The following is a 23456-nucleotide window of genomic DNA, read 5'->3' as shown; positions in this document are numbered from 1 at the left end:
TCAGTCCTCGTCCTCGTCGAGCTCGGCCTGGACGTCGGCGGGCACGTCGAAGTTCGCGTAGACGTTCTGCACGTCGTCGCTGTCCTCGAGCGCGTCGATCAGCCGGAACACCTTGCGGGCGGTCTCGGCGTCGACGGGGACCTTGAGGCCGGGGACGAACTCGGCGTCGGCGGAGTCGTAGTCGATGCCGGCGTCCTGCAGCGCGGTGCGTGCTGCGACGAGGTCGCTGGCTTCGGTGATGACCTCGAAGCCACCGCCCTGGTCGATGACGTCCTCGACACCGGCGTCGAGCACGGCCGTCATGACGTCGTCCTCGGTCAGGCCGTCGGTCTTGGTGACGGAGATGACGCCCTTGCGCGCGAAGTTGTAGGCGACGCTGCCCGGGTCGGCCATGGTGCCGCCGTTCCGCGACATCGCGGTGCGGACCTCGGCAGCAGCGCGGTTCTTGTTGTCCGTCAGGCACTCGATCAGCATCGCGACGCCGTTCGGGGCGTAGCCCTCGTACATGATGGTCGTGTACTCGATCGACTCACCGGTCAGGCCGGCACCACGCTTGACGGCGCGGTCGATGTTGTCGTTCGGCACCGAGGTCTTCTTGGCCTTCTGGATGGCGTCGACCAGGGTCGGGTTGCCCGACAGGTCGGCACCGCCCATCTTCGCGGCGACCTCGATGTTCTTGATGAGCTTGGCGAACGACTTCGCACGTCGGCCGTCGATGACGGCCTTCTTGTGCTTGGTGGTCGCCCACTTGGAATGCCCGGACACGGTTCTCCTTGCGTCGTGCGGAAAGTCCCGATCAGTTTACCGGCCGGGAGGCTCGGCGTGCGCCCGGCACGCAGGCCCTGTGGACAGGGGCTCACCCTGGGCGGCCTGTGGGGAACCGCCCGGGACGGCGGGACACCGGTGTCGTGTCAGGGAGGCGCGGCACGACACCGGTGTTCGGGTGTGACGCCGCGGATCCCGGCGGTGTCCCGCCGGAACGCCGGTGTTCAGCTCAGCAGGCACGGCGGCACGCATGGCGAGACGCCGGTGTCGTGCGGACGAGCGGACGCGCCGGTCAGGCGTGCCGGACGAGGTCGAGGAAGCGCCGGTGGAAGCGGTCCTCCCCCGCGACCTCCGGGTGGAAGGCGCTGGCGATGACATTGCCCTGCTGCACCGCGACGACCTGGCCGTCGGACAGTGCCCCGAGGACGTGGACGTCGTCGCCGTGCTGCTCCACCACGGGTGCGCGGATGAACACCGCGTGGACCGGGGCCTCGCCGAGGTCGGGCATCGGGATGTCCGTCTCGAAGGAGTCGTTCTGACTGCCGAACGCGTTGCGCCGCACCGTGGTGTCGAGGACCCCGAGGGTCTGCTGCCCGCCGATCGCGTTGGTGATGCGCTCGCTCAGCATGATCATGCCGGCGCAGGTGCCGTAGGTGGGCAGCCCACCCTGGATGGCCTCGGCGAGGGGCTCCGCGACACCGAACGCCCGGGACAGCTTGTCCATGACGCTGGACTCGCCGCCGGGGATCACGACACCGTGCAGGCCCGCGATCTCCTCGGGCCGGCGGAGCGGCACCACCTCGGCGCCGAGCTCCGTCAGCGAGGCGATGTGCTCGCGGAAGTCGCCCTGCAGCGCGAGCACCCCGATGCGGGGTGCCGCGCCCCTGGTCGGACTACCAGCCACGCTCGGCGAGGCGGTGCGGGGCGGGGACGTCGGCGACGTTGATGCCGACCATCGCCTCTCCCAGACCACGCGAGACCTCGGCGATGACCTTGGGGTCGTCGTGGAAGGTCACGGCCTTGACGATGGCGGCGGCACGCTTGGCCGGGTCGCCGGACTTGAAGATGCCGGAGCCGACGAAGACGCCGTCCGCGCCGAGCTGCATCATCATCGCCGCGTCGGCCGGGGTGGCGACACCACCGGCGGTGAACAGGACGACGGGGAGGGTGCCGGTGCTGGCGACCTCCTTGACCACGTCGTACGGCGCCTGGAGCTCCTTGGCGGCGACGTAGAGCTCGTCGTCCTTCAGGTGGCGGAGCGCTGCGATCTCCTTGGCGATGGTGCGGATGTGGCGGGTGGCCTCGGACACGTCACCGGTGCCGGCCTCGCCCTTGGAGCGGATCATGGCTGCGCCCTCGGTGATGCGACGGAGTGCTTCGCCGAGGTTCGTGGCGCCACAGACGAAGGGCGTCGTGAAGTTCCACTTGTCGATGTGGTTGACGTAGTCGGCCGGCGACAGGACCTCGGACTCGTCGATGTAGTCGACGCCGAGTTCCTGCAGGACCTGGGCCTCGACGAAGTGACCGATGCGGGCCTTCGCCATGACGGGGATGGACACCGCGGCGATGATCTCCTCGATCATCGAGGGGTCCGACATGCGGGCCACGCCGCCCTGCGCACGGATGTCGGCGGGCACGCGCTCGAGGGCCATGACGGCGGTGGCGCCGGCTTCCTCGGCGATGCGGGCCTGATCGGCGTCGATGACGTCCATGATGACGCCGCCCTTGAGCATCTCCGCCAGACCGCGCTTCACGCGGGACGATCCGGTGATGGAGGTGCCGGGAGTGCTGGTGTCGGGGGTGCTGGTGCTGTCGCTCATGATGCTCCCATCCTAGTGCTGAGCGCTCAGGACTGCTGTGCGGACCAGCCGTCCGCGACCAGTCGTCGGGTGTCCCCGAGCATCTGCGACATCGACTTCGTCCTGGCGATGACGGGGAAGAAGTTCGAGTCCGACTCCCACCGCGGCACGACGTGCTGGTGCAGGTGCGCAGCGACACCGGCGCCCGCGACCTCGCCCTGGTTCATCCCGATGTTGAAGCCGTCGCAGTGTGACACCTCCCGCAGGACGCGCATCGCGGTCTGGGTGAGCTCGCCGATCTCGCGGAGCTCCTCGGGGGTGGCTTCGTCGTAGAGCGGCACGTGCCGGTACGGGCAGACCAGCAGGTGGCCGTTGTTGTACGGGTACAGGTTGAGCAGCACGTAGGCGTGCTCGCCCCTGGCCACGATGAGGGCGTCCTCGTCGGACTTCCGCGGGGCCTCGCAGAACGGGCAGTCGTCCTTGTGCCCGCGGCCTTCGCCGGCCCGCCCGGAGTCGATGTACGCCATCCGGTGCGGGTTCCACAGGCGCTGGAAGGCATCCGGGACCGCGGCCTGCGTGGCCGCGTCCCGGATGACCAGCCGGTCGTCCTCGGTGTCGGACATCAGACCTGCGCGCGCTCGCGGATCGCGGTGAGGATGCGCTCGACCGCCTCGTCGACGGGCACGGCGTTGTCCTGGCGCCCGTCACGGAAGCGGAAGCTCACGGCGCCGGCGTCGCGGTCCTCGCCACCGGCGATGAGCTGGAACGGCACCTTCTGCTTGGTGTGCGTACGGATCTTCTTCTGCATCCGGTCGTCGGAGTGGTCGACCTCGGCGCGGACGCCCTCGGCACGGAGCTTGGCGATGACCTCGTCGAGGTAGTCGCCGTACTCCTCAGCGACGGGGATCCCGACGACCTGGACCGGGGCGAGCCAGGCCGGGAAGGCACCGGCGTAGTGCTCGGTGAGGACGCCGAAGAAGCGCTCGATCGACCCGAACAGCGCACGGTGGATCATCACGGGGCGCTGGCGGGTGCCGTCGGCGGCGGCGTACTCGATGCCGAAGCGCTCCGGCAGGTTGAAGTCGAGCTGGACGGTGGACATCTGCCAGGTGCGGCCGATGGCGTCACGGGCCTGCACGGAGATCTTCGGGCCGTAGAACGCCGCACCCGCGGGGTCCGGCACGAGCTCGAGCCCGGACTCCTCCGCGACCTCGCGCAGGGTGTTGGTGGCCTCCTCCCAGACGTCGTCGTCGCCGACGTACTTCTCCGGGTCCTTCGTGGAGAGCTCGAGGTAGAAGTCGTCGAGGCCGTAGTCGCGGAGCAGCGACAGCACGAACTCGAGGGTCGTGGTGAGCTCCTCCTTCATCTTCTCCTTGGTGGTGAAGATGTGGGCGTCGTCCTGGGTCATGCCACGGACGCGGGTGAGGCCGTGGATGACGCCGGACTTCTCGTTGCGGTAGACCGTGCCGAACTCGAACATGCGGAGCGGCAGGTCGCGGTAGGACCGGGGCTGCGAGCGGTACGCCAGGATGTGCATCGGGCAGTTCATCGGCTTGAGGTAGTAGTCGGCACCCTGGCGGGTGACGTTGCCGTCCTCGTCCGTGGCCTGGTCCATGTGCATGGCCGGGAACATGCCGTCCTTGTACCAGCCGAGGTGCCCGGACTGCTCGAACAGGTCGCCCTTGGTGATGTGCGGCGTGTAGACGAACGAGTAGCCGTTCTGCTCGTGCCGACGGCGCGAGTAGTCCTCCATCTCACGACGGATGATGCCGCCCTTGGGGTGGAAGATCGCCAGTCCCGAGCCGATCTCGTCCGGGAACGAGAACAGGTCGAGCTCGGCGCCGAGCTTGCGGTGGTCGCGCTTGGCGGCTTCCTCGAGACGCACCAGGTACGCCTTGAGCTGGTCCTTGTCGGGCCACGCGGTGCCGTAGATCCGCTGCAGCTGCGGGTTCTTCTCGGAGCCGCGCCAGTAGGCGGCCGCGACGCGCATCAGCTTGGCGGCGTTGCCGATCCACCGGGTGTGCGGCACGTGCGGGCCACGGCAGAGGTCCTGCCAGACGACGTCGCCGGACTTCGGGTCGACGTTCTCGTAGACCGTGAGTTCGCCGGCACCGACCTCGACGCTCTCGCCGGAGTCGCCGTCGGCCGCGGCACCCTTGAGCCCGATGAGCTCCTGCTTGTAGGGCTCCCCCGCCATCAGCTCGCGGGCTTCGTCGTCCGTCACGACCCGGCGACGGAAGCGCTGGGCCTGCTTGACGATGCGGTCCATGCCCTTCTCGATGGCCTTCAGGTCCTCGGGCGTGAAGGGCTCGGCGACGTCGAAGTCGTAGTAGAAGCCGTCGGTGACGGGCGGGCCGATCCCGAGCTTGGCGTCCGGGTTGATCTGCTGGACGGCCTGCGCGAGCACGTGCGCGGCCGAGTGGCGGAGGATGTCGAGCCCGTCCTGCTCGTCGAGGGTGACGGGCTCGGCGGTCTGGCCGTCCTGCACCTCGGCGGCGAGGTCCTTGAGGACGCCGTCGACACGGATCGCGACGACACCGCGGACACCGTCGAAGAGCTCGGTGCCCGTCGTGGTCGTCGTCGCGGTGCGGGGCTCGGGTGCCTGGGGCACGTCTGCGGGCTGGCCGGCTTCCGGCGATGCGACTGACTCGGTCACGATGGTGGGACTCCTCGGTAGGAACGGTTCGTCAAGACTAGTGCGCGAGCGGGCGCCACCAGGTCTGGCCCGGAGGCGTCGGCGCGACTCAGGCGGGGACGGCGCCGAGCGTGGTGACGGGCAGGCGCGACTCGAGCCGTTCGCGGCCGGCGAGCCCGTCGAGCTCGAGCAGGGCGGCGAACCCGATCGCCTCGTACCCGGCACGCTCGAGCAGCGTGATGGTGGCGGCACCGGTGCCACCGGTCGCGAGCACGTCGTCGACGACCAGCACGCGGGTGCCCGCCGGGAGCTGCGCGGGACGGAGCTCGAGTTCGGCCTCGCCGTACTCGAGCGCGTACTGCTCGCTGAGCACCTCGCCGGGGAGCTTGCCGGCCTTGCGGACCGTCAGGACGCCGACCTGGTGCTGCGCCGCGATGCCGCCGGCGAGCGCGAACCCGCGGGCCTCGATCCCGGCGACGGCGGCGAACCCGCCGCCGACTGCGAAGGGCGCCGCGAGCGCTTCGCACACCCGGCCGAACGCGACGGCGTCGGCGAACACCGGGGTGACGTCGCGGAACAGGATGCCGGGCTTCGGGAAGTCCGGCACGATCGCCGTGAGTCGCTGGACGAGGTCGGACGCGGTTTCGGTCATGCACCAACCGTACGGTCAGCACGGCCCCTGCCCGGACACCGCCCGCATGGTCAAGCCCCACGTTCTGGTCCTGGCCGACGACCCGTTGCTCGGGGTCCCCTGGACCGGTCGGGACACGGGCGCACCGGGCGCCCGCCGGCAGGGACAGGGGATGCGACACCGTGGACGAACGCACCAGGACCAGGACCAGGACCCGTACGAGCAGCACGACCAGCAGGAGGACCAGGACCAGGACCGCGGTCTCTGCCGTCACAGCGCTCACCGTGACCGCGGTGGTCGCCGGGCTCGTCGCGGCGAGCCCGGCCCAGGCAGCGCCGACCGTGACGACCGCGACCATCCGAACCGCGACGACCGGCCAGGTCTTCGCCGGTGGCCTCTTCGTCCAGCCGGACGGCCAGGCGGCCCAGGCGGCGACCGCGCTGACCGCGTCCGGCGACACCGCTGGCGTCGCTGCGGCACGGACCATCGCTGCGCAGCCCGTCGCGATCTGGCTCGGCGAGTGGTTCCGGGGCGACATGCTCGACCGGTACCTGGCCCGTGCCCTCGCGGCGGCCGAGGCAGCCGGCCGGACCCCGGTGTTCGTCACCTACGCGATCCCGAACCGGGACTGCGGCGGGTACTCGGCCGGCGGCCTGTCCGCCGCGGACTACCTGGCGTGGAACCAGCGGATCGCGGACGACCTCCGCGGTCACCGGGCGGTGGTCCTCGTCGAACCGGACTCGCTGTCGGCGCTCCCCCGGTGCACGAGCGAGGCCGCGACGCGTCCGCCGCTGCTGGCGGAGGCCGTGGCCGCGCTGTCCGCGGCCGGCGTCCCCACGTACCTCGACGGCGGCAACAGCACGTGGAACACGGCCGAGGCGCAGGCGGCCCTGCTGCGGTCGGCCGGCGTCGCCCAGGCGCGCGGGTTCTTCACGAACGTCGCGAACTTCCAGCTCGTCGACCAGGAGCGTGCGTACGCCGACCGGGTGAGCGCGCTGACCAGTGGCTCCCACTACGTCGTCGACGTCTCCCGGAACGGCCGTGGGTGGAAGGGCACGTGGTGCAACCCGACCGGAGCGGGGCTCGGGCAGACACCACGGGTCAGTGCCGGCACGACGGCGATGGACGCACTCCTCTGGGTGAAGACACCGGGGTCGAGCGACGGCACGTGCAACGGCGGTCCGGCTGCGGGCACGTGGTGGTCCGCGCAGGCGCAGGCGCTGGTGGCGAACCGGCGGTAGCACGAGGAACGGGTGGCCCGGCCGTCGAGACGGTCGGGCCACCCGTCGGTGGTGCGCGGTGCGCTCATCGCCACATGTGCATCGTGGCGCCGAGCATCACCCACTCGGCCTCGCGAGCGGCGCGCTCCCGGCGGAGCTGCTCGGCGAGGAGGAGGTCGACGGGCAGCCGCTTCGGGCGGGTGCGTCGACTCCAGACGATGAGTGCCATCCCGAGGCGCATCGCGAGCCGGTCGGTCAGGGAGACCGAGCGGGCTGCGGTGGTCGCGCCGGGCTGGCGGAGGACGGACTTCGTGGACATGGTGGTCACCGGTTCTGGTTCGGGGTGGTTCCGGGGCCCTGAGGGCGCGACGGATTCGCCGGCGCTCGGGCAGGGAGGATCGACCGACAGGCGCACAGGAATGCACGCCGATCGGTCACGAGAATGCAGTTCGACATTCCGCGACGACGCACGTCCGCATGCTCGGACGGCATTCCGGACACATTTCCCCGACCCCGCACGACCGGGTCGTGGAGAGCGCAGGACGTGTCCGGCGTCACGATCCGACCCGACGGGACGACCGACCGGTCAGCCCCGCTGATCGAGGACGATCAGCGGGAGACGACCACGGCACGAGCAGTGCTCGGCATCACCCCGGATGGGATGTGGTGGTCAGGACCGGCGGGCCGCCGTGGCGACGGACCAGTGCGTGGCGACGAGCCTGAGCGTGGCGGACGCGGTCGCGTCAGCAGGACCCGGCGGAGGAGCCGGTGGTCCCACGGACTGCACGGAACGGCGTCTGCGTGGTGATGATCGAGATCATGGTCGGCCCCCTTTCGGCGCGGGTCAGGAACAGCAGCTGGCGGTGTCGGGAACCGTGGTTCGCGACGTGTGAACAGTAGCGACAGTCTCTCCGACCGCGCAACCCATTCCCCGAAATGCGTCGGAATTGCAGAACTGAACACACGAGAACGCCCCGGGACCGATCGGTCCCGGGGCGTTCTGTGGGTCGTCTGCCTAGACGGCAGCCGGTGTGGCGACCCGTGCGACGAGCGACCCGTCCGACACCGCGATGCGGACGGTGTCCCCGGCCTGCACGGCACCCTCGACGACGAGCGTCGCGACGCGGTCGTCGACCTCGCGCTGGATCAGACGACGGAGCGGACGGGCGCCGTACTCGGGCTCGTACCCGTGCTCGGCGAGCCAGTCGACCGCGGCCTCGTCGACCGAGAGCACCATGTCCTGCGCGATGAGGCGCAGCGAGGTCTCGGCCAGCAGCAGCGACACGATCGAGCGCAGCTGCGTCCGGTCGAGCTTGCGGAAGAGCACGATCTCGTCGATCCGGTTGATGAACTCGGGGCGCATCGACTCGCGCAGCTTGCCCATCACGCGGTTCCGGAGGTCGTCCTCGCCGTAGCCCCCGTCCGCCGACGCGGAGAACCCGAGTGCGCCGGAGCGCGACGCGAGGAACTCCGACCCGATGTTCGACGTCATGATGACCACGGTGTTGCGGAAGTCGACGGTGCGGCCCTGTCCGTCCGTGAGTCGACCGTCGTCGAGCACCTGCAGCAGCAGGTTGAACACGTCGGGGTGTGCCTTCTCGACCTCGTCGAGGAGGATCACCGAGTACGGGTTGCGGCGGACGCGCTCGGTCAGCTGGCCGGCCTCGTCGTAGCCGACGTACCCGGGAGGGGCACCGACCAGCCGGGACACGGTGTGCCGCTCGCCGAACTCGCTCATGTCGAAGCGGAGCATGGCCGACTCGTCACCGAACAGCGACGACGCGAGGGCCTTCGCGAGCTCGGTCTTGCCGACACCGGTCGGTCCGAGGAACAGGAAGCTCCCGACCGGACGATCCGGGTCACCCATCCCGGTCCGGCTGCGCCGGACAGCGGTCGCGATGGCGCGCACCGCATCCTCCTGTCCGACGACCCGCTGGTGCAGCTCGTCCTCCAGTCGGGCGAGACGGGTCCGGTCACCCTGGGTGAGCCGCGCCGCGGGGATGCCGGTGGCACGGGACACGACGGCTGCGATGTCCGCTTCCGTGATCACGGAGTCGGTCTGGTTCGGACGGGAGGCCCGCCCAGCGTCCGCCGATCCAGCAGCGGTGATCCGGGCCTCCAGGTCCGCGGTCTGGTCGCGGAGGCGGGACGCCTCCTCGTAGCGCTCCTCGGTGACCGCGCGGTCCTTCTCCGCCATCAGCTCAGCGAGCTGGTCGCGGAGCGCCTCGACGTCGACGTCCCCCGATCGGAGGAGGCGGCTGCGTGCGCCGGCCTGGTCGATGAGGTCGATCGCCTTGTCGGGCAGGTGCCGGTCGGTGACGTAGCGGTGCGAGAGCTCGACCGCGGCGCGCAGGGCACCTTCGGTGTAGGTGACGCCGTGGTGCTCGGCGTACCGCGGGCTGAGCCCGGTGAGGATCGCGACCGCGTCCTCGACGCTCGGCTCCCCCACCGTGACGGGCTGGAAGCGACGCTCGAGGGCGGCGTCCTTCTCGATCCGGCGGTACTCCGAGAGCGTGGTGGCGCCGACCATGTGCAGGTCGCCCCGGGCCAGGCGCGGCTTGAGGATGTTGCCCGCGTCCATCGAGCCGCCCTCACCGCCGCCACCCGCACCGACGACGGTGTGCAGCTCGTCGACGAACACGATGAGCTCGTCGGCGTGCGCGCTGATCTCGTCGAGGGCCTTCGTCAGGCGTTCCTCGAAGTCACCGCGGTAGCGGGTGCCGGCGAGCATGGCGGGCAGGTCGAGGGCGACGACGCGCTTGCCCTGCAGCAGGGCGGGGACGTCGCCGTCGACGATGCGCTGGGCGAGGCCCTCGACGATCGCGGTCTTGCCGACGCCGGGCTCACCGATCAGGACGGGGTTGTTCTTGGACCGACGGAGCAGGATCTCGACGGCCTGCTCGATCTCGTCCGCACGGCCGATCACCGGGTCGATGTGCCCGTCGCGGGCGCGCTGGGTGAGGTCGGTGCCGAACTGGTCGAGCGTCGGCGTCTCGCTGTCGGTGCGGGTGTCAGCCGCTTCGCTGGTGCCTGGCATGGGGCGCCCCTCTCGTGCCGCGTCGGCGGCCTGCTGTGCGTAGGACTGCATGACGGCCGGGGTGATCCCGGCGTTCGCGAGGAGCTGGCCAGTGACCGTCTCCTGGTCCATGACGAGCGCGAAGAAGACGTGCTCGGGGTCGGTGTAGGTGCTGCCGAAGCCGCGTGCGGCCTGGGTGGCCTCGACGAGGATCCGCTGGGCGGAGGGCGTCAGCGCGGGACGACCCTCGACGGGCTCGGACGACGGGGCGGGGAGGCGCTGTTCGACCTCGGCCGCGAGGCGCTCGGGGTCGACGCCTGCGGACCGGACGACGGCGTCGAACGGCTGCGTGCGGACGAGCACGTGCAGGACGTGCAGGGCGTCGATCTCCCGCTGCCCCTGCTCGACCGCGTACTCGGCGGTGCGCTGGAGCATCTCGTGGGACCGACGGCTGAGCAGTCGGGTGATGTCGACGGGGCGGCCGAACGGCATGGAGCGCTGCTGGCCGGTGTTCTGGGCGGCGAGGAGGCGTGCGAGGAACTCGTCGAACGAGTCACGCCCGCCGATGGGGCCGGATTGTTCTGGCAACGGGACCTCCTGGGGGTACTTGAGTGCCTTCGACTCAATGCAACGCAGGGGGTACCGGGGCATTCCCGGTCATGGAAGAAAGTTGCGCCGACTCGACTCAGGTCCGCGCGATGGCCGCCGTGGTCGCTTCCGTGACGCGGAGCAGGTCCCCCGGGGCGATCTCGATGTCGAACCCACGACGACCGCCCGAGACGAAGATCGTGGCGTACCCGGACGCCGACGCGTCGAGCACCGTGGGGATCTTCGAGCGCTGCCCGACGGGGCTGATGCCGCCCACGACGTACCCGGTGCGCTTCTCCGCCAGGGCGGGGTCGGCCAGGGTCGCCTTCTTGCCACCCACCGCGGCGGCGATGGCCTTGAGGTCGAGCCGGTTCGCCACGGGGACGATCGCCACCGCCAGGGCGCCGTCGACGGACACGACGAGCGTCTTGAACACCTGCTCCTCGCGGAGCCCGAGCGCGGCGGCGGCCTCTTCACCGAAGTTCGTCGCCGTCTCGTGGTGCTCGTAGACGTGTGGGACGAACGGCACGCCCGCACGCTCCAGCGCCAGCGTCGCGGGGGTGCTCGGGGAGGTCATGCGGCGATCCTCCCGTGCCCGACGCACCTGGGGACCGCGGCACGCGGGGGTTACGCTGAACGGACCATGACCGTCATCGAGGTGATCCTGCGCGCCGTCGCCGCGCTGCTCGCCGTCGACCCCTCCACCGGCGTCCTGCCGCTGCTCGCCGTGGCCGCACTCGGTGTCGCGGCTGTCGGCACCGCCGTGGTCGTCGCGCAGCTGGTCGCCCTGGTGCTCGGGATCCGGGTCGGTCCGGCAGCGTCCGAGGCAGACCGGCCGGTGGACGCCGGCACGCGCATCGCGTGGAGCCACCCAGACGCCGCGGGGCACGCCCGCCCGAGGGCTCCTGGGGTGGTCCTCGCGACCTGACGCCGATCGATCGGTGGCGGGTCGCACACGTGACCTCGACCACACCTCTCGAACGGAACCGTCATGGACCTCTCCACCCTGCCCCTCGTCGGCGCACTGCTGCAGCTCGGCGCCGACCTGCTCGCCTCGCTCTCCGGGGCGCTCTCCCCCGTCGCCGGACCGCTGGCCGCGACGCTGGCCGTCGTGCTCGTCACCCTCGCGGTGCGCGCCGTGCTCGTGCCCCTGTCCGTCCTGCAGGTGCGGGCGGAGCGGGACCGCCGCCGACTCGCGCCGCAGCTGGCTGCGCTGCGGAAGCGCCACGGGGCTGACCGGGAGCGACTGCAGCGCGCTGTCCAGGAGCTGTACACCGCCGAGCAGGTGTCGCCCCTCGCCGGATGCCTGCCCGTGCTCGCGCAGGCCCCGGTCGTGTCGCTGCTGTACGCCCTCTTCACGCACACGACGATCGCGGGGACGTCGAACGTGCTGCTCCAGGCCACGCTCGCCGGGGTGCCGCTCGGACAGTCCCTGGTGGCGGTGGTCAGTTCCCCGCTGTGGGTGCACGCCTGGGTGGTGGTCGTGCTGCTCGTCGTCCTCGCCGTCGTGGTCGAGGCCACCCGCCGGTCGGCCCTGCACTGGAACCCGGTCGCCGCACCGGACGCCGACGTCCCCGGCGCTGCCGCCGCGGCCGTGATCGGGCGGTGGGCACCGTTCCTCACGGTGGTCTTCGCCGCGATCGCACCGCTCGCCGCCGCGGTCTACGTCGTGACGAGTGCCACGTGGACGTACGGCGAGCGGGCGGTGCTGCGGCGGCTGGTGCGCTGAGGCGGCTCAGCCCTCGTGCTTCGGCCCCTCGTCGACCGGGTCGTACTCGGTGTCGCGTCCCTGCTCCTCGGACGGGAGCGGGACGTGGCGCTCGGTGCCGCTGCCGCCGGGGCTCGTCGCGACGTAGTCGGCCTCACCGGACTGGGTGTCGTGGCTGAGTGGCTCGAGGGTCTCGGGGTCGGGCTCGCGTGCGTCTGTCATGTCCCCGGCGTACTCCCCCCGATCTGGGTGCGCGCCGGAGCGGTCCGAGTGCCAGCATGAGAACCGACGAGAGCAACGACCGGAGCCCGGGAGTGCGCATGGCCGACGACGACCGCGACACCGCTGGCGAACGCGCGCGCCTCGAGGGCATCGCCTGGGGCGCCGGCTCGAGCGAGGCCGAGGCCGCCCGGGCGCGGATCGCCCTCGGGGACCTGCAGCGCGGACGTGGGCGGGCGCGCGCAGCGGTGCCTGGCGACGCGACCGACGTCGAGGAGGCGCAGCCCCGTGGCCAGGCCGTGCCGAGCCTCCAGGCCGACCGTGTCCACCTGCCGAGCCTCCAGGCCGACCGTGTCCACATGCCGGACCGGGTGCCGGGCGACGGTGCCGGCCTGCTGGACCGGGCGCCGAACGACGGTGACGACCTGCGAGACCGGGAGCCGGGCGACGGTCCTGCCCAGGACGACGTCGGCGACCAGGACGCCGCGCCGACCCGGGCACCAGGCCGTCCGTGGGCCAGACCGCTCCGACTGGCTCGGTGGGCGCTGGCACGGCCGTGGGTGGCCGGCGGGGTCGCGGCCGTCGTGGTCGTGGCGTTCGGGACGGGGCTCGCCGTCGGGAACGCCCACCCGGTCACGCCCTCGTCGCCCTCGGTGACGCCGACGGCGGGATCGGTGACGCTCGAGCAGCTGCTCGACGCACCGCAGACGTACGCCGACCAGCTGCCGGGGGCCTTCGAGGCGCCGGTCAGCCTGCACACCACGCGGCTCGTGTTCACGAACCGGTCGCTCAGCGGGGACGACGCAGCCACGCCGTGGGCGGTGTGGGCCGGGGTCGGCACGGACCGGGCGACCATCTGCCTGGTCGCGACCGCCGACCGCCGGCACGCGACGAGTGCCTGCTACCCGCGCCAGGACGCCCTGCACGGGTCGGTGTCGCTGTCCGCGTCGTCGCTGAGCGGCACGATGACGGTCGACCTGGTCGGCGGCGGGGTGCGCGGCACGGTGACGAACGAGTTCTGACGACGGGGCCGTTGGAGCGCTCCTTCGAAGTTCCTCCGCACACTCGCGCTCCTGCGTGGTGGCGTGCAACACTGGATGGATCGCACTCGCCGTGGAGTGACCAACCACCCATCCCACCCGCGAGCGCGCACTGCCCGACCGACCAGGTCGTGGTGTCGTCGACGTGACGAACCCGTCGCGCGCTCCACCACGTCCCGAGGAGGTCAGCCCCGTGTCCACGAGCACCGCGTCCGTCATCACCACGTCGACCGCGACGACCACGTCGTCCGTCACGACGTCCGTCCTGACCTCGAAGGCCGTCGTCGGCATCGCCGTCCTCGGCCTCGCCACGTTCTTCGCCATCACCACCGAGCTGATGCCCGTCGGGCTGCTCGGCACCATGAGCACCGACCTCGGCGTCACCGAGTCGCAGATGGGGATCGTCATCACCGTGTACGCCGCGGCCGTGGCGGTCCTGGCGCTGCCGCTGACGTCCTTCACCGCGCGGCTGCCCCGGAAGGCCGTGCTCGTCGCGACGCTGATCGGGTACGCCGTGTCGAACCTCATGGTCGCGCTCGCGCCGTCGTTCGCCGTGGTCTGTGCCGGGCGCGTGGTCGGGGGCGTCGCGCACGCGCTCTTCTTCTCGGTCGCATCGGCGTACGCCACCCGGATCGTCCCCCCGCGTCTCGCCGGGCGGGCGATCGCGTTCGTGTACTCGGGCAGCTCGCTCGGCTTCGTGATCGGCGTGCCGCTCGCCACCGGGGTCGGACAGTCGATCGGGTGGCGCCCCGCCGTCGGGTCCGTGGCCGTGTGCGCCGCGGCACTCGCCGTCGTCGCGGCCCTGTTCCTGCCGGCCGTCCGCGGCACCTCGTCGCCGCACATCGGGTCCCCGCGGGCGTGGGCGCGCACCGGGCTGCTCGCCGTCGTCGTCGCCGACCTGCTGCTCTTCGCCGGGCACTACGTCGTCTACACGTACGTCGGTCCCTACGCGATCGACGCCGGGCTCGACACGGGCCTGGTCAGCGGGGCACTGCTGGTCCTCGGCGGGACCGGGGTCATCGGGCTGTGGCTCGCCGGCGTGTTCGTCGACACCGCCCCCCGGCAGACGCTCATCGTGTCGGTCGCGGTGATGGCGGCCGCGTTCGTCGCGCTGCCGTTCGTGCACGGCTCGATCATCGGGACGATGGTCGTCGCCGGCGTGTGGATGGCCGCGAACGGCACGACGGGCACGCTCTTCATGGCGGCGGCGATCCGTGCCGGGGGCGTCTCCCCCGACATCGCCGGCGCACTGGTCAACGGGGCGTCGAACATCGGCATCGCGGGCGGTGCGGCCATCGGCGGGCAGGTGCTCGGCATGACGGGCATGCAGACCCTGCCGATCGCCGGGGCAGTCGTGTTGCTCGGGTCCCTCGGCGTGGTCGTGGCCGCGCGGCGGGGCTTCCCGCTGCACTCGTCGCACCAGGAGCACCTGTCGACGTCCTCGATCGAGGCGATCACGTCCTCGCTCGCCGTCGTCACCACGTCGATCCCGACGATCAGCCGGGCGATCCAGACGATGACGGGCTCGGTCGCCACGGTGACCGGGTCGACGCGGACGCGGCACGTGGCGGAGTAGCGCGGCGGGTGGCCGGGTGGTCGGGTGGCCGGGCAGCGGGGCGGCGGCCGGCGGGGCGGCGGGCGGCCGGGTGGTCGCAACACCCCGACCGCAGCTCGCCGAGCGGTCGCAGGACGTCAGTCCTCGGTGCTCGATGCGACGAGCTCCGACCGTTCGGCAGCACTGAGCGGGGTGTCGTGACCGGTCGGCGAGGCCCGGAGCCGCGCAGTCCCCGAGTCGCGCAGGCTCCGACGGCGGCGCAGTCCCCGACGGCGACGCAGTCCCCGACGGCGGCGCAGTCTCCGACGGCCGCGCGCACGACGGAAGACGGCGCAGTCCCCCACGGTGGCGCACGACAGAAGACGGCTCGCGCCACGGGATTCCGTGGTGCGAGCCGTCTTCGGTTGTACGAGAGCGGAGCTCCGCGCCCAGGTCAGGTCGACCAGGAGGCTCGGCGCACCTGCCAGCGCGGGCGTCAGTCCTGCAGGTGCTCCGTCCGACGGCGGTTGCGGACAGCGCGGAACGTGAGCAGCCCGGCCCCCAGGAGCACGAGCACCCCGGCCGCCAGGGCTGCTGGCAGGACGTCCGCGCCCGTGTAGGCCAGCGGCCCGCCCGTACCGGTGCCGCCCGTCGACGAGGACGGCGTGGTCCCACCGCCGATGGTCGGGGGCGTGCTCGGCTGCGTCGTCGGCACGGGGCTCGGCGTCGCGGTCGGCGTGGGCGTCGGGGTCGGCGTGGGCGTCGGCACCACGGCCGCGGGCACGACGAGTGCGAGCGGCACGGCCGACCCGGTCTCCGGCGTCACGATCGTCTGCGGCTCCCCGGCGGAGTCACCCGTTCCCGCGACGACCTGGTAGGACGTGGTCGGCTCCAGGCCGGTCAGGTCGAAGGTGCCGTCCCGGCCGGTGGTGGCGGTCACGGCATCGCCCGAGTCGGGCTCGGTCGGGGTCGCGACGACCGTCACGCCGGCCGCGGGTTCGCCGTCCGCGTCGGTCACGGTGCCGGGCTGGTCGACGACCACGGCCGTCGGGGCAGCGGGCGTGGCGAACGGGAAGTCCACGGCGGTCGCGTCGCCGGTCGTCGTGACCGCAGCACGCTCGACCCCGCCGGTCGCTCCGGGCACGGGCGTCGTCGTCCGCACGGTGTAGGTGCCGGGTGCCGCGGCGAACAGGTAGGCGCCCGCGGCGTCGGTCTCGGTGGAGCCGACCAGCGTGCCGTCCGCGTCGAACAGCTCGACGACGACCCCCGCGGGCACGGGGGTGCCGTCGATGGTCACGGTGCCGGTCACCGTGTTCACGGCACTCGGCGCCGCGATCGGCTCCTGCGGCACGGGCGCGACCCCGGCGGCGCCGGTCGTGATGGTTGTGGGCGCCTCGTCACCGACGGCCACGGCCAGGTCGGTTGACGCGGGCAGGTTCGCCTCGGCGTAGACATCGTCGCTGATCGTGACGACCTGGACGGGTGCCGTGTCCGGCGAGGAGGGGTTGGTGATCACGACCGGGACGTTCGCGGCGGGGTGACCGGCGCCGTCCGTCACGGTGCCGATCACGGACGTCGTCGCCGGGGGCGAGGTGAACGGGAAGTCCACGGTGCGGTCGACCCCGCCCGGCGCAATGTTCAGCGAGACGCCGGGGACGGACGCGGTGCCGGTCGCTCCCGAGGGCGCGGCGACGTCCACGCGGTAGTCGTTGATGACCGGCAGCTGCGGGAACACGTAGCGCCCCTCGTCGTCGGTCGTCGTGGTGTAGCTCGTGCCGCGCAGCGCGGTGACGGTGACCGTCGCGCCGGGGACCGGCGTGCCGTCGAGCGTCGCGACGCCGGAGATCGCCGCCGTGCGGTTGGCGAACCAGGTCTGGTACACCGGGAAGCCGCTCCGCTGCTGGTACGTGATCGTCAGCGAGTCGAGCGGCACCGTGGGCGTGAACCACGCCGTGGCACCGGCGGTGTCGTTCGCCGCGGAGTTGCCGGTGAGCGTGCGCGTCGCGGGGTCCCACGTCGGGACGTCCTGGCCCGCAGCCACGCCGCCGGGGTCCGCGGGGCACGACCAGCCACCGGTCGAGACCGACGAGCAGGAGTTGTAGGAGCTCCGGTAGCCGAGCTGTGCGGCGGTCGCCGGCGCACCACCCTGCACCGTCGCGGAGATCGTGGCCTGGTCGGCGTCGATGTCCCCGAGCACGAAGGACCAGCTGGACGCACCCGGCGTCGGGGTCGCGAACCGGTAGGTGGTGGTCGACGCACCCGTCGCAGAGTCCGTCGTCGGACGCTGGTTCATGTAGGTGGAGTTCCGGCTGGTGCCGTAGACCGCACCGGGTGCCGTCGCGGGACCCTGCCACGTCGAGGCCCCGCTGATCACCGTGGACTGCCGCGAGTTCGACGTGAAGGTCGTCTCGGGGAACCCCGGCAGCGTCATCGTCCCCGTGTAGGCCCTGCTCGCGCCGCTGACCGTGAAGGTGCCCCAGTGTCCGTTCGGCTCGGCCGAAGCACTGGTCGCCCCGCCGAGCGCGAGCCCGGCTCCGAGCACGATCCCGGTCAACCCGGCCGTCATCATCCGCCACCGGCGCATGCGATCTCCCCTGTCCGCGCGCCGGCCCGTCCGCCGCGACGTCCGTCCAGGCTATCCACCACGCGAACGCCAGGGACAGATCGAGACGGGATCGTCACCCCGACCTCGGTCAGCCCGACCGACCGAGCAGCCCGACGAGTGCGTCCACCGCCGCGACCTGCCCGGCGACGAGCATCGTCCGGGCGTCGTCGACGGACACCCACCGGGCGTCGTCGACCTCGGGTACGTCGACGAACCGGCCGGAGCCCCGCGGCAGCTCGAGCTTGACGGTGTTGCTCCGCACCGCCGTGACGGAGAAGGCCGGCGCCGCGCCGGCGAAGACGACGACCCGCTTGCCCGAGGCCTGCCGGAACTCCCCCAGCTCGGTCCACGGCACGTCGGGCGCCGGCACGCCGATCTCCTCGTGGAACTCCCGCAGCGCGGCCTCGAGCGGCGGCTCGTCGGTGTACTCGCCCTTCGGGATCGACCACGCGCGCTCCCGCCGACGCCAGAACGGACCGCCCATGTGCGCGATGAAGAGCTCGGCCCCGGACGCAGCGCTCCGGTACAGCAGCAGTCCCGCACTCCGCACCACACCCCGAGGCTACGCTCGCCCGCATGACGCCCCTGCACCTCGCCGACGGTCGCACGGTCCTCGTCGCCGACACCGGCCCGACCACCACCGGCAGCACCACCGGCACCGGCACCGCCACCGTGGTCTGGCACCACGAGACCCCGCACACCGGTGCCCACCTCGCCCCGGTCCTCGCCGCCGCCACCGCACGCGGCCTCCGCCTGGTCGCCGTCACCCGCCCCGGCTTCGGCGGCGCCGACCCCCTGCCGGGTCGCACCGTCGCCGACGGCGCCCGCGACCTCGAGCAGGTCCTCGACACCCTCGGCATCGACCGGGTCGCCGCGATCGGCGGGTCCGGCGGCGGCCCACACGCCCTCGCCGCGGCGGCTCTCCTGCCCGACCGGGTCACCGCGGTCGCGACCTTCGCCTCCCCCGCCCCGTTCGTCGATGCGCCAGCCTGGTGGGACGGCATGGCCGATGACGGCGGCCTGCGTGCGGCGGTCCTCGGACGGGAGGTTCGGCTCACCTGGGCGGACACCGCCGGCTTCGACCCGGCGCAGTTCACCGACACCGACTGGGCAGCGCTCGACGGCGACTGGGCGGCGCTCGGTCAGGACGCGCAGGCCGCCGGCGAGACGGGTCGCGTGGGCAGCGCCGACGACGACCGGGCGTTCGTCACCGGGTGGGGCTTCGCGCTCACCGACGTGCACGTGCCGACCCTCGTCGAGCAGGGCGTGGACGACCGGGTGGTCCCGGTGGCGCACGGCCGAGCGATCGCCGCAGCCGTCCCCGGCGCCGTGTTCCACGAACGACCGGGTGCCGGACACGTCTCGGTCCTGGCCGGCGTCCCCGCGGCCCTGGACTGGCTCGCCGCCCCGAGGTGAGGGAGCGGGTCAGCCGGCGACGGTGCGGAGCTCGGCCGCGACCTGTCGGCTCAGGTAGGCGACGCCCCGGTTGTTGGGGTGCAGCGCGCCCGGCTCCAGGTCGATCCGGCGGAACCCGCTCGTGGAGTCGAGCGTGACGCCGGACACGTACGCGCCGGAGCGGGCGCAGCTCGTCCGTCCCTGGGTCCTCCGGAAGACGTCGAGGTAGCGGACACCGGCCGCCGTGGCAGCGGACCGGGCGACGTCGTCCAGTTCCTCCTGCACGCCGTGCAGGTACTCGACGTCCGTGTCGGTGAACGGGTAGGTGTCCGTCGGGAACGACCCGGTCAGCGTGCCGAGGTCGAGCCCGGCGCGGAAGCACCCCCTCGCCGGCGTGTGCTCGGCGTCGGGGAAGATCGCGGGGTACCCGAGGAACAGCACGCGGGCGTTCGGCGCGGCCCGGCGGACCGCGGCGAGGGTGTCGGCGATGCCGAGCGCCACGCGGGACTGGATCTTGGCGCCGAGCTGGTCCTCGCCGTCGTGCACGAGGGTGCTCCGGCAGGAGGAGGCGTCGCGGCCGGAGAACACCGGGCCCTTCGCCGTCAGTGCCAGGCAGGACGCGGCCGTGCCGAACAGGTCGGCGTCGTTCCCGCCGATCGTCAGCGTGACCAGCCGCGTGCGCGCCGACAGGGCCTCGATCTGCGGGGGGACGCCCTTGAACTGGTGCCGTTCGGTGACGTCCTCGCTCGTGGCCCCGCCGCAGGTGACGTCCTGCAGCGCGAGCCCGAAGCGGGCTGCGATCCGGTGCGGGTAGTCCCTGGCGGACTGCCCGCACGCGGACACCGGCAGCCGGGTCGGGTCGGCCAGGCCGTACCCGGCGGAGTACGAGTCACCGAGGGCGACGTACTCGCTCCCCGGGGGCAGCCCGTCGAGCTCCTCCGCGGGCGGGGACGCCACCCGGTAGGGCTGCGGGACCGGCCAGGACGGTGCCGCCGAGGCCGGAGCCGGAGCGACCGCCCCGACCGCGAGCACACCGACGAGCGCCAGGGCGGCGAGCAGCGTCGAGCGGGCGGAGCGGAACAGGGCGGGTCCCTCGGGTGCGGGTCGGGTGGTCGGGGACGATCACCCTACCCGCAGGCCGATCAGCGTCGGCCGAGTCGCCGCTCGCCGCCGCTGCCCGTGCGGTACTCGAGGCCGTAGTGCGCGAACACCTCGGGCTCGAGCTCCGCCGTCAGCTCGCCGTCCGTCGCGATCGTCGGGGCGTCCTTGATGAGCTTCTTGCCGAACGTCACGCTGAGGTGCTTCGGGGTGACGGTCGCACCGATCAGGGGCACGAACACGAGCTTCGTGAAGCCCATCACACCGGTGGTGACCGAGCCGAACGCGGGCTCGGACGTCGCGGTGTCGTAGTAGATGCTCTCGAGGTTCCCGACCTTGTCGTCGCTCTCGTCGACGACCGGCAGGCCGATCCAGTCCCGGATGTTGGCCGCTTCGAACACGGTGCTCCCTCCGCGGCCTCCGGACGATCCGAAGCCGCGCCTCGACGCTACCGGTCGGTCGTCGCCGTCGTCCGCAGGTCGGGCGCGACGCCGAGCTCGTCCACGGCCCCGAGCACGTCGGCGGCGTGCACGGCGAGGATCGCGGGGTCGGGGTCCTCGGCGAAGACGTCACCGCGGCGGACCGAGGCGTCCGTCAGCACGATGTGCGGTCCGGTCGCCGGCGGTCCCCACGACTCGGGCGGGGCCGGGCCGAAGAGGACGACGGACGGGATGCCGTAGGCGGACGCCAGGTGCGCGGCACCGGTGTCGACGGTGACGACGAGCCGCGCCGCGGCGACCACCGCGGCGAACGGCTGCAGGTCCAGGACCCCGGCCAGGACGGCCTCGGGTGCCAGACCGACCGCGTCGGCGACGGCGGCGGCGCGCTCGACGTCCGCCGAGCCTCCCGTCAGGACGACGTGGAAGCCACGCTCCTGCAGCCCGCGCACCACCTCGGCGAAGCGGTCGACGGGCCAGTGTCGGGCGCCGTGGAAGGCGCCGACGTGCACGACCGCCGCGCCCTCGACGACGGGCGGCGCGACGGGGCGCGCGATGGCGACGTCGTCCGCGTCGGCCGCGTACCCGTGGGCGGTGAGCAGGCCGGCCCAGCGTTCGCGCTCGTTGACCGGTCCGTGCTCCCACGCTGGCCCCTCGGCGCCACCGTGCGCGATGACGAGCCGGGCACCGAGTGCGTCGACGAGGTCCTGCGACTCCGGGCCGGCACCGTGCAGGTTGACTGCGACGTCGGTGACCCCGGCGGGCACGCCGATCGGGTGGTCGAAGCCCTGCTGCGCGAGGTGCACGTCGACGTCCGGGATGAGCTCGACGACGGGGGCGAGCCAGGCGGTCGTGGCGAGGCTGATGCGGTGGTCGGGGAAGGCCCGGCGGATGGCGTGCAGCGCGGGGACCGCCACCAGCAGGTCGCCGAGCTTGATCGCGCGGAGCACGACGAGTTCGGGGCGGCCGTCGGACGGGGGCAGGGCTTCGAGGGCGGTCACGCTCCCGACGCTAGCGGCACGGCGGCAGCCACGCCCGGGACGCGCGGTCCGCGGCCTTCCTGCCGCCCGCGACACACGTCCTTGGTAGAACTCAGGGCATGGCTCTCTCCGTGGACCGTGTCGTGCGCGGTCTCCTCTTCGACCGTGACGACACCCTGGTCATCGACGTCCCCTACAACGCCGACCCGCACAAGGTGGTGCCCGTGCCCGGTGCGCACCGGGCGGTCGAGCGTGCCCGCGCCGCCGGGCTGCCGGTCGGGGTCGTCACGAACCAGTCGGTGATCGCCAGGGGCGGTGCCACCCGCGAGCAGGTCGACGCGACGAACGCGCGCGTGGACGAGCTCGTCGGGCCGTTCGACGTCTGGTGCGTCTGCCCGCACGGCTCCGCCGACGACTGCGCCTGCCGCAAGCCCCGACCCGGCCTGGTGCTCGAGGCCGCCGAACGGCTCGGCGTCCCCGCGTCGGAGCTCGTCGTGATCGGGGACATCGGCGCTGACGTCGGGGCGGCCGCCGCTGCCGGGGCGCAGTCGATCCTGGTGCCGACCCCGCGCACCCGGCAGGAGGAGGTGGACGCGGCCCCCACCGTCGCGGCCACCATCGAGGACGCCGTCGCGCTGGCGCTCGCCCGCGTCGCAGCGGCCCGGGCATGAGCGAGGCGGCCCGGCGCACCGGACCACGGGTGCTCGTCGCCCGGCTCGACTCCTTCGGTGACGTCCTGGTCACCGGTCCCGCCGTCCGCGCGGTCGCCGCCGGGGCGTCGCACGTCACCATGCTCTGCGGTCCGCAGGGCGCCCCGGCCGCCGACCTGCTGCCCGGCATCGACCGGGTCCGGGTGTGGGCGGCGCCGTGGGTCACGGAGACCGCCCGCCCGCTCGACGACGCCGTCCTCGCCGAGTTCCGCGCGGTGGTCGCCGAGGAACAGGTCGACGAGGCCGTCGTGCTGACCTCGTTCCACCAGTCGCCGCTCCCGGTCGCGATGCTGCTCCGCCTGGCCGGCGTCGAGCGGGTCTCCGGAGCGTCCGTCGACCACCCCGGCTCGCTGCTCGACGTCCGGCTCCGCCCCGGCGAGGACCTGCCCGAGGACCTCCCCGAACCCGAGCGCGCCCTCCGCATCGCCGAGGCCGCCGGGTTCGCGCTGCCGCCCGAGGACGACGGGAGGCTCGTGGTGCGGCACGACGCCGTCGCACCCGCTGCGGTGGCCGCGCTCGAGCGCTACGTGGTCGTCCACCCCGGCGCCAGCGTCGAGGCACGCTCGTGGCCGCCGGAGGCCCACCGTGCGCTCGTGGCCGCCTACCGCGACCTCGGCGTCCCGGTGGTCGTCACCGGGTCGCCCGGCGAGCGGGACCTGACGGCGTTCGTCGCCGGTCCTGACGTTGCCGCGGACCATGACACCCCCGTGCTCGACCTGGGCGGACGGACGAGTCCGGCCGAGCTCGCCGCCGTGCTGGCGGGAGCCGAGGTCGTCGTCGTCGGCAACACCGGACCCGCCCACCTGGCCGCCGCGGTGGGCGCGAGGATCGTCAGCCTGTTCTCGCCGGTGGTGCCCGACGTGAAGTGGGCGCCGTACGCCGAGCACGTCGAACTGCTCGGCGACCAGGACGCGCCCTGCCGCCTCAGCCGGGCCCGCGACTGCCCCGTCCCCGGGCACCCGTGTCTGACCTCCGTGACCCCCGACGACGTGCTCGACGCCCACGAGCGCCTGACCGGTTGCGTTCTACGGACGAAGCAGAGCACCCTGCGAACTGCTGCAGCCGACGAGCAGTAG

Annotated in this window: 23 protein-coding genes; 8 read left to right on the top strand and 15 right to left on the bottom strand. The window is 72.7% G+C overall.

Annotated features, from left to right (window positions below; genetic code table 11):
* From OVA28_RS13400 to OVA28_RS13375, 6 genes are all read right to left on the bottom strand, one after another.
* Complete coding sequence (locus OVA28_RS13400; protein WP_194660890.1) at positions 1-765, bottom strand: YebC/PmpR family DNA-binding transcriptional regulator; 765 nt, start codon at positions 763-765, stop codon at positions 1-3.
* 292 nt (positions 766-1057) lie between these two features.
* A complete protein-coding gene (gene pdxT / locus OVA28_RS13395) occupies positions 1058-1669 on the bottom strand; it encodes a pyridoxal 5'-phosphate synthase glutaminase subunit PdxT (protein ID WP_268097322.1) in 612 nt (203 codons plus the stop codon).
* A complete protein-coding gene (gene pdxS / locus OVA28_RS13390; RefSeq protein WP_267423144.1) occupies positions 1659-2585 on the bottom strand; it encodes a pyridoxal 5'-phosphate synthase lyase subunit PdxS in 927 nt (308 codons plus the stop codon). Before pdxS ends, pdxT begins: the two co-directional genes overlap by 11 nt.
* A gap of 26 nt (positions 2586-2611) precedes the next feature.
* Positions 2612-3187, bottom strand: coding sequence for an HIT family protein (locus OVA28_RS13385; protein WP_194660893.1), 576 nt, complete (start codon positions 3185-3187; stop codon positions 2612-2614).
* Positions 3187-5220: a threonine--tRNA ligase gene (thrS, locus tag OVA28_RS13380; protein ID WP_442780801.1), complete on the bottom strand. Its 2034-nt coding sequence runs from the start codon at positions 5218-5220 to the stop codon at positions 3187-3189. The genes OVA28_RS13385 and thrS overlap by 1 nt, the downstream gene beginning before the upstream one ends.
* An 88-nt stretch (positions 5221-5308) precedes the next feature.
* The gene (locus OVA28_RS13375; protein WP_194625690.1) at positions 5309-5851 is read right to left on the bottom strand and encodes an adenine phosphoribosyltransferase; all 543 of its coding nucleotides are present in this window, start codon (positions 5849-5851) and stop codon (positions 5309-5311) included.
* A gap of 161 nt (positions 5852-6012) precedes the next feature.
* On the opposite strand from OVA28_RS13375, the gene OVA28_RS13370 reads away from it, so the two are divergent.
* Positions 6013-7071: a glycoside hydrolase family 6 protein gene (locus tag OVA28_RS13370; protein WP_268097321.1), complete on the top strand. Its 1059-nt coding sequence runs from the start codon at positions 6013-6015 to the stop codon at positions 7069-7071.
* A 64-nt stretch (positions 7072-7135) separates the two neighbouring features.
* Here OVA28_RS13370 and OVA28_RS13365 read toward each other — a convergent pair whose 3' ends face one another.
* The 3 genes from OVA28_RS13365 to ybaK form a co-directional block, all read right to left on the bottom strand.
* Positions 7136-7378 (bottom strand): hypothetical protein, encoded by a 243-nt coding sequence (locus OVA28_RS13365; protein ID WP_268097320.1) that lies wholly within the window; start codon positions 7376-7378, stop codon positions 7136-7138.
* A 687-nt stretch (positions 7379-8065) separates the two neighbouring features.
* Positions 8066-10654: an ATP-dependent Clp protease ATP-binding subunit gene (locus OVA28_RS13360; protein WP_268097319.1), complete on the bottom strand. Its 2589-nt coding sequence runs from the start codon at positions 10652-10654 to the stop codon at positions 8066-8068.
* A 97-nt stretch (positions 10655-10751) separates the two neighbouring features.
* Positions 10752-11231, bottom strand: a complete 480-nt coding sequence (gene ybaK, locus OVA28_RS13355) for a Cys-tRNA(Pro) deacylase (protein ID WP_268097318.1) — start codon at positions 11229-11231, stop codon at positions 10752-10754.
* Positions 11232-11297: 66 nt separating this feature from the next.
* Here ybaK and OVA28_RS13350 point away from each other — a divergent pair, with 66 nt between their 5' ends.
* Both OVA28_RS13350 and OVA28_RS13345 read left to right on the top strand, forming a co-directional pair.
* The gene (locus tag OVA28_RS13350; protein ID WP_268097317.1) at positions 11298-11582 is read left to right on the top strand and encodes a DUF6412 domain-containing protein; all 285 of its coding nucleotides are present in this window, start codon (positions 11298-11300) and stop codon (positions 11580-11582) included.
* A gap of 63 nt (positions 11583-11645) precedes the next feature.
* Positions 11646-12383 carry a YidC/Oxa1 family membrane protein insertase gene (locus tag OVA28_RS13345; protein WP_268097316.1) on the top strand — a complete coding sequence of 246 codons (738 nt, stop codon included), beginning with the start codon at positions 11646-11648 and terminating at the stop codon, positions 12381-12383.
* A gap of 6 nt (positions 12384-12389) precedes the next feature.
* Here the strand turns inward: OVA28_RS13345 and OVA28_RS13340 are convergent, their stop codons facing one another.
* Positions 12390-12584 carry a hypothetical protein gene (locus tag OVA28_RS13340; RefSeq protein WP_071275455.1) on the bottom strand — a complete coding sequence of 65 codons (195 nt, stop codon included), beginning with the start codon at positions 12582-12584 and terminating at the stop codon, positions 12390-12392.
* A gap of 98 nt (positions 12585-12682) precedes the next feature.
* On the opposite strand from OVA28_RS13340, the gene OVA28_RS13335 reads away from it, so the two are divergent.
* Both OVA28_RS13335 and OVA28_RS13330 read left to right on the top strand, forming a co-directional pair.
* A complete protein-coding gene (locus tag OVA28_RS13335; RefSeq protein ID WP_268097315.1) occupies positions 12683-13603 on the top strand; it encodes a hypothetical protein in 921 nt (306 codons plus the stop codon).
* A gap of 211 nt (positions 13604-13814) precedes the next feature.
* Entirely contained in the window at positions 13815-15197 is a 1383-nt protein-coding gene (locus tag OVA28_RS13330; RefSeq protein WP_268097314.1) for an MFS transporter, read from the top strand.
* Between the two features lie 454 nt (positions 15198-15651).
* Here OVA28_RS13330 and OVA28_RS13325 read toward each other — a convergent pair whose 3' ends face one another.
* Positions 15652-17739 (bottom strand): carboxypeptidase-like regulatory domain-containing protein, encoded by a 2088-nt coding sequence (locus tag OVA28_RS13325; RefSeq protein ID WP_268097313.1) that lies wholly within the window; start codon positions 17737-17739, stop codon positions 15652-15654.
* 109 nt (positions 17740-17848) lie between these two features.
* Positions 17849-18313: an NUDIX domain-containing protein gene (locus tag OVA28_RS13320; RefSeq protein WP_268097312.1), complete on the bottom strand. Its 465-nt coding sequence runs from the start codon at positions 18311-18313 to the stop codon at positions 17849-17851.
* A gap of 23 nt (positions 18314-18336) precedes the next feature.
* On the opposite strand from OVA28_RS13320, the gene OVA28_RS13315 reads away from it, so the two are divergent.
* Positions 18337-19176 (top strand): alpha/beta fold hydrolase, encoded by an 840-nt coding sequence (locus OVA28_RS13315; RefSeq protein WP_268097311.1) that lies wholly within the window; start codon positions 18337-18339, stop codon positions 19174-19176.
* Positions 19177-19185: 9 nt separating this feature from the next.
* Here the strand turns inward: OVA28_RS13315 and OVA28_RS13310 are convergent, their stop codons facing one another.
* From OVA28_RS13310 to OVA28_RS13300, 3 genes are all read right to left on the bottom strand, one after another.
* The gene (locus OVA28_RS13310; protein WP_268097310.1) at positions 19186-20112 is read right to left on the bottom strand and encodes an SGNH/GDSL hydrolase family protein; all 927 of its coding nucleotides are present in this window, start codon (positions 20110-20112) and stop codon (positions 19186-19188) included.
* A 185-nt stretch (positions 20113-20297) separates the two neighbouring features.
* Entirely contained in the window at positions 20298-20654 is a 357-nt protein-coding gene (locus OVA28_RS13305) for a PRC-barrel domain-containing protein (RefSeq protein ID WP_268097309.1), read from the bottom strand.
* A gap of 47 nt (positions 20655-20701) precedes the next feature.
* Entirely contained in the window at positions 20702-21691 is a 990-nt protein-coding gene (locus OVA28_RS13300; protein ID WP_268097308.1) for a glycosyltransferase family 9 protein, read from the bottom strand.
* 98 nt (positions 21692-21789) lie between these two features.
* Here OVA28_RS13300 and OVA28_RS13295 point away from each other — a divergent pair, with 98 nt between their 5' ends.
* Positions 21790-22341, top strand: coding sequence for a D-glycero-alpha-D-manno-heptose-1,7-bisphosphate 7-phosphatase (locus tag OVA28_RS13295; RefSeq protein WP_268097307.1), 552 nt, complete (start codon positions 21790-21792; stop codon positions 22339-22341).
* Positions 22338-23456 (top strand): glycosyltransferase family 9 protein, encoded by a 1119-nt coding sequence (locus OVA28_RS13290; RefSeq protein WP_268097306.1) that lies wholly within the window; start codon positions 22338-22340, stop codon positions 23454-23456. Before OVA28_RS13295 ends, OVA28_RS13290 begins: the two co-directional genes overlap by 4 nt.

Origin of the sequence: Curtobacterium sp. SL109 (assembly GCF_026672405.1) — a bacterium.
In the GTDB taxonomy this organism is placed as follows: Bacteria; Actinomycetota; Actinomycetes; order Actinomycetales; family Microbacteriaceae; genus Curtobacterium.
Note: the sequence above shows the minus strand (reverse complement) of the source record. Positions and strands in the feature narration are given on the sequence as shown.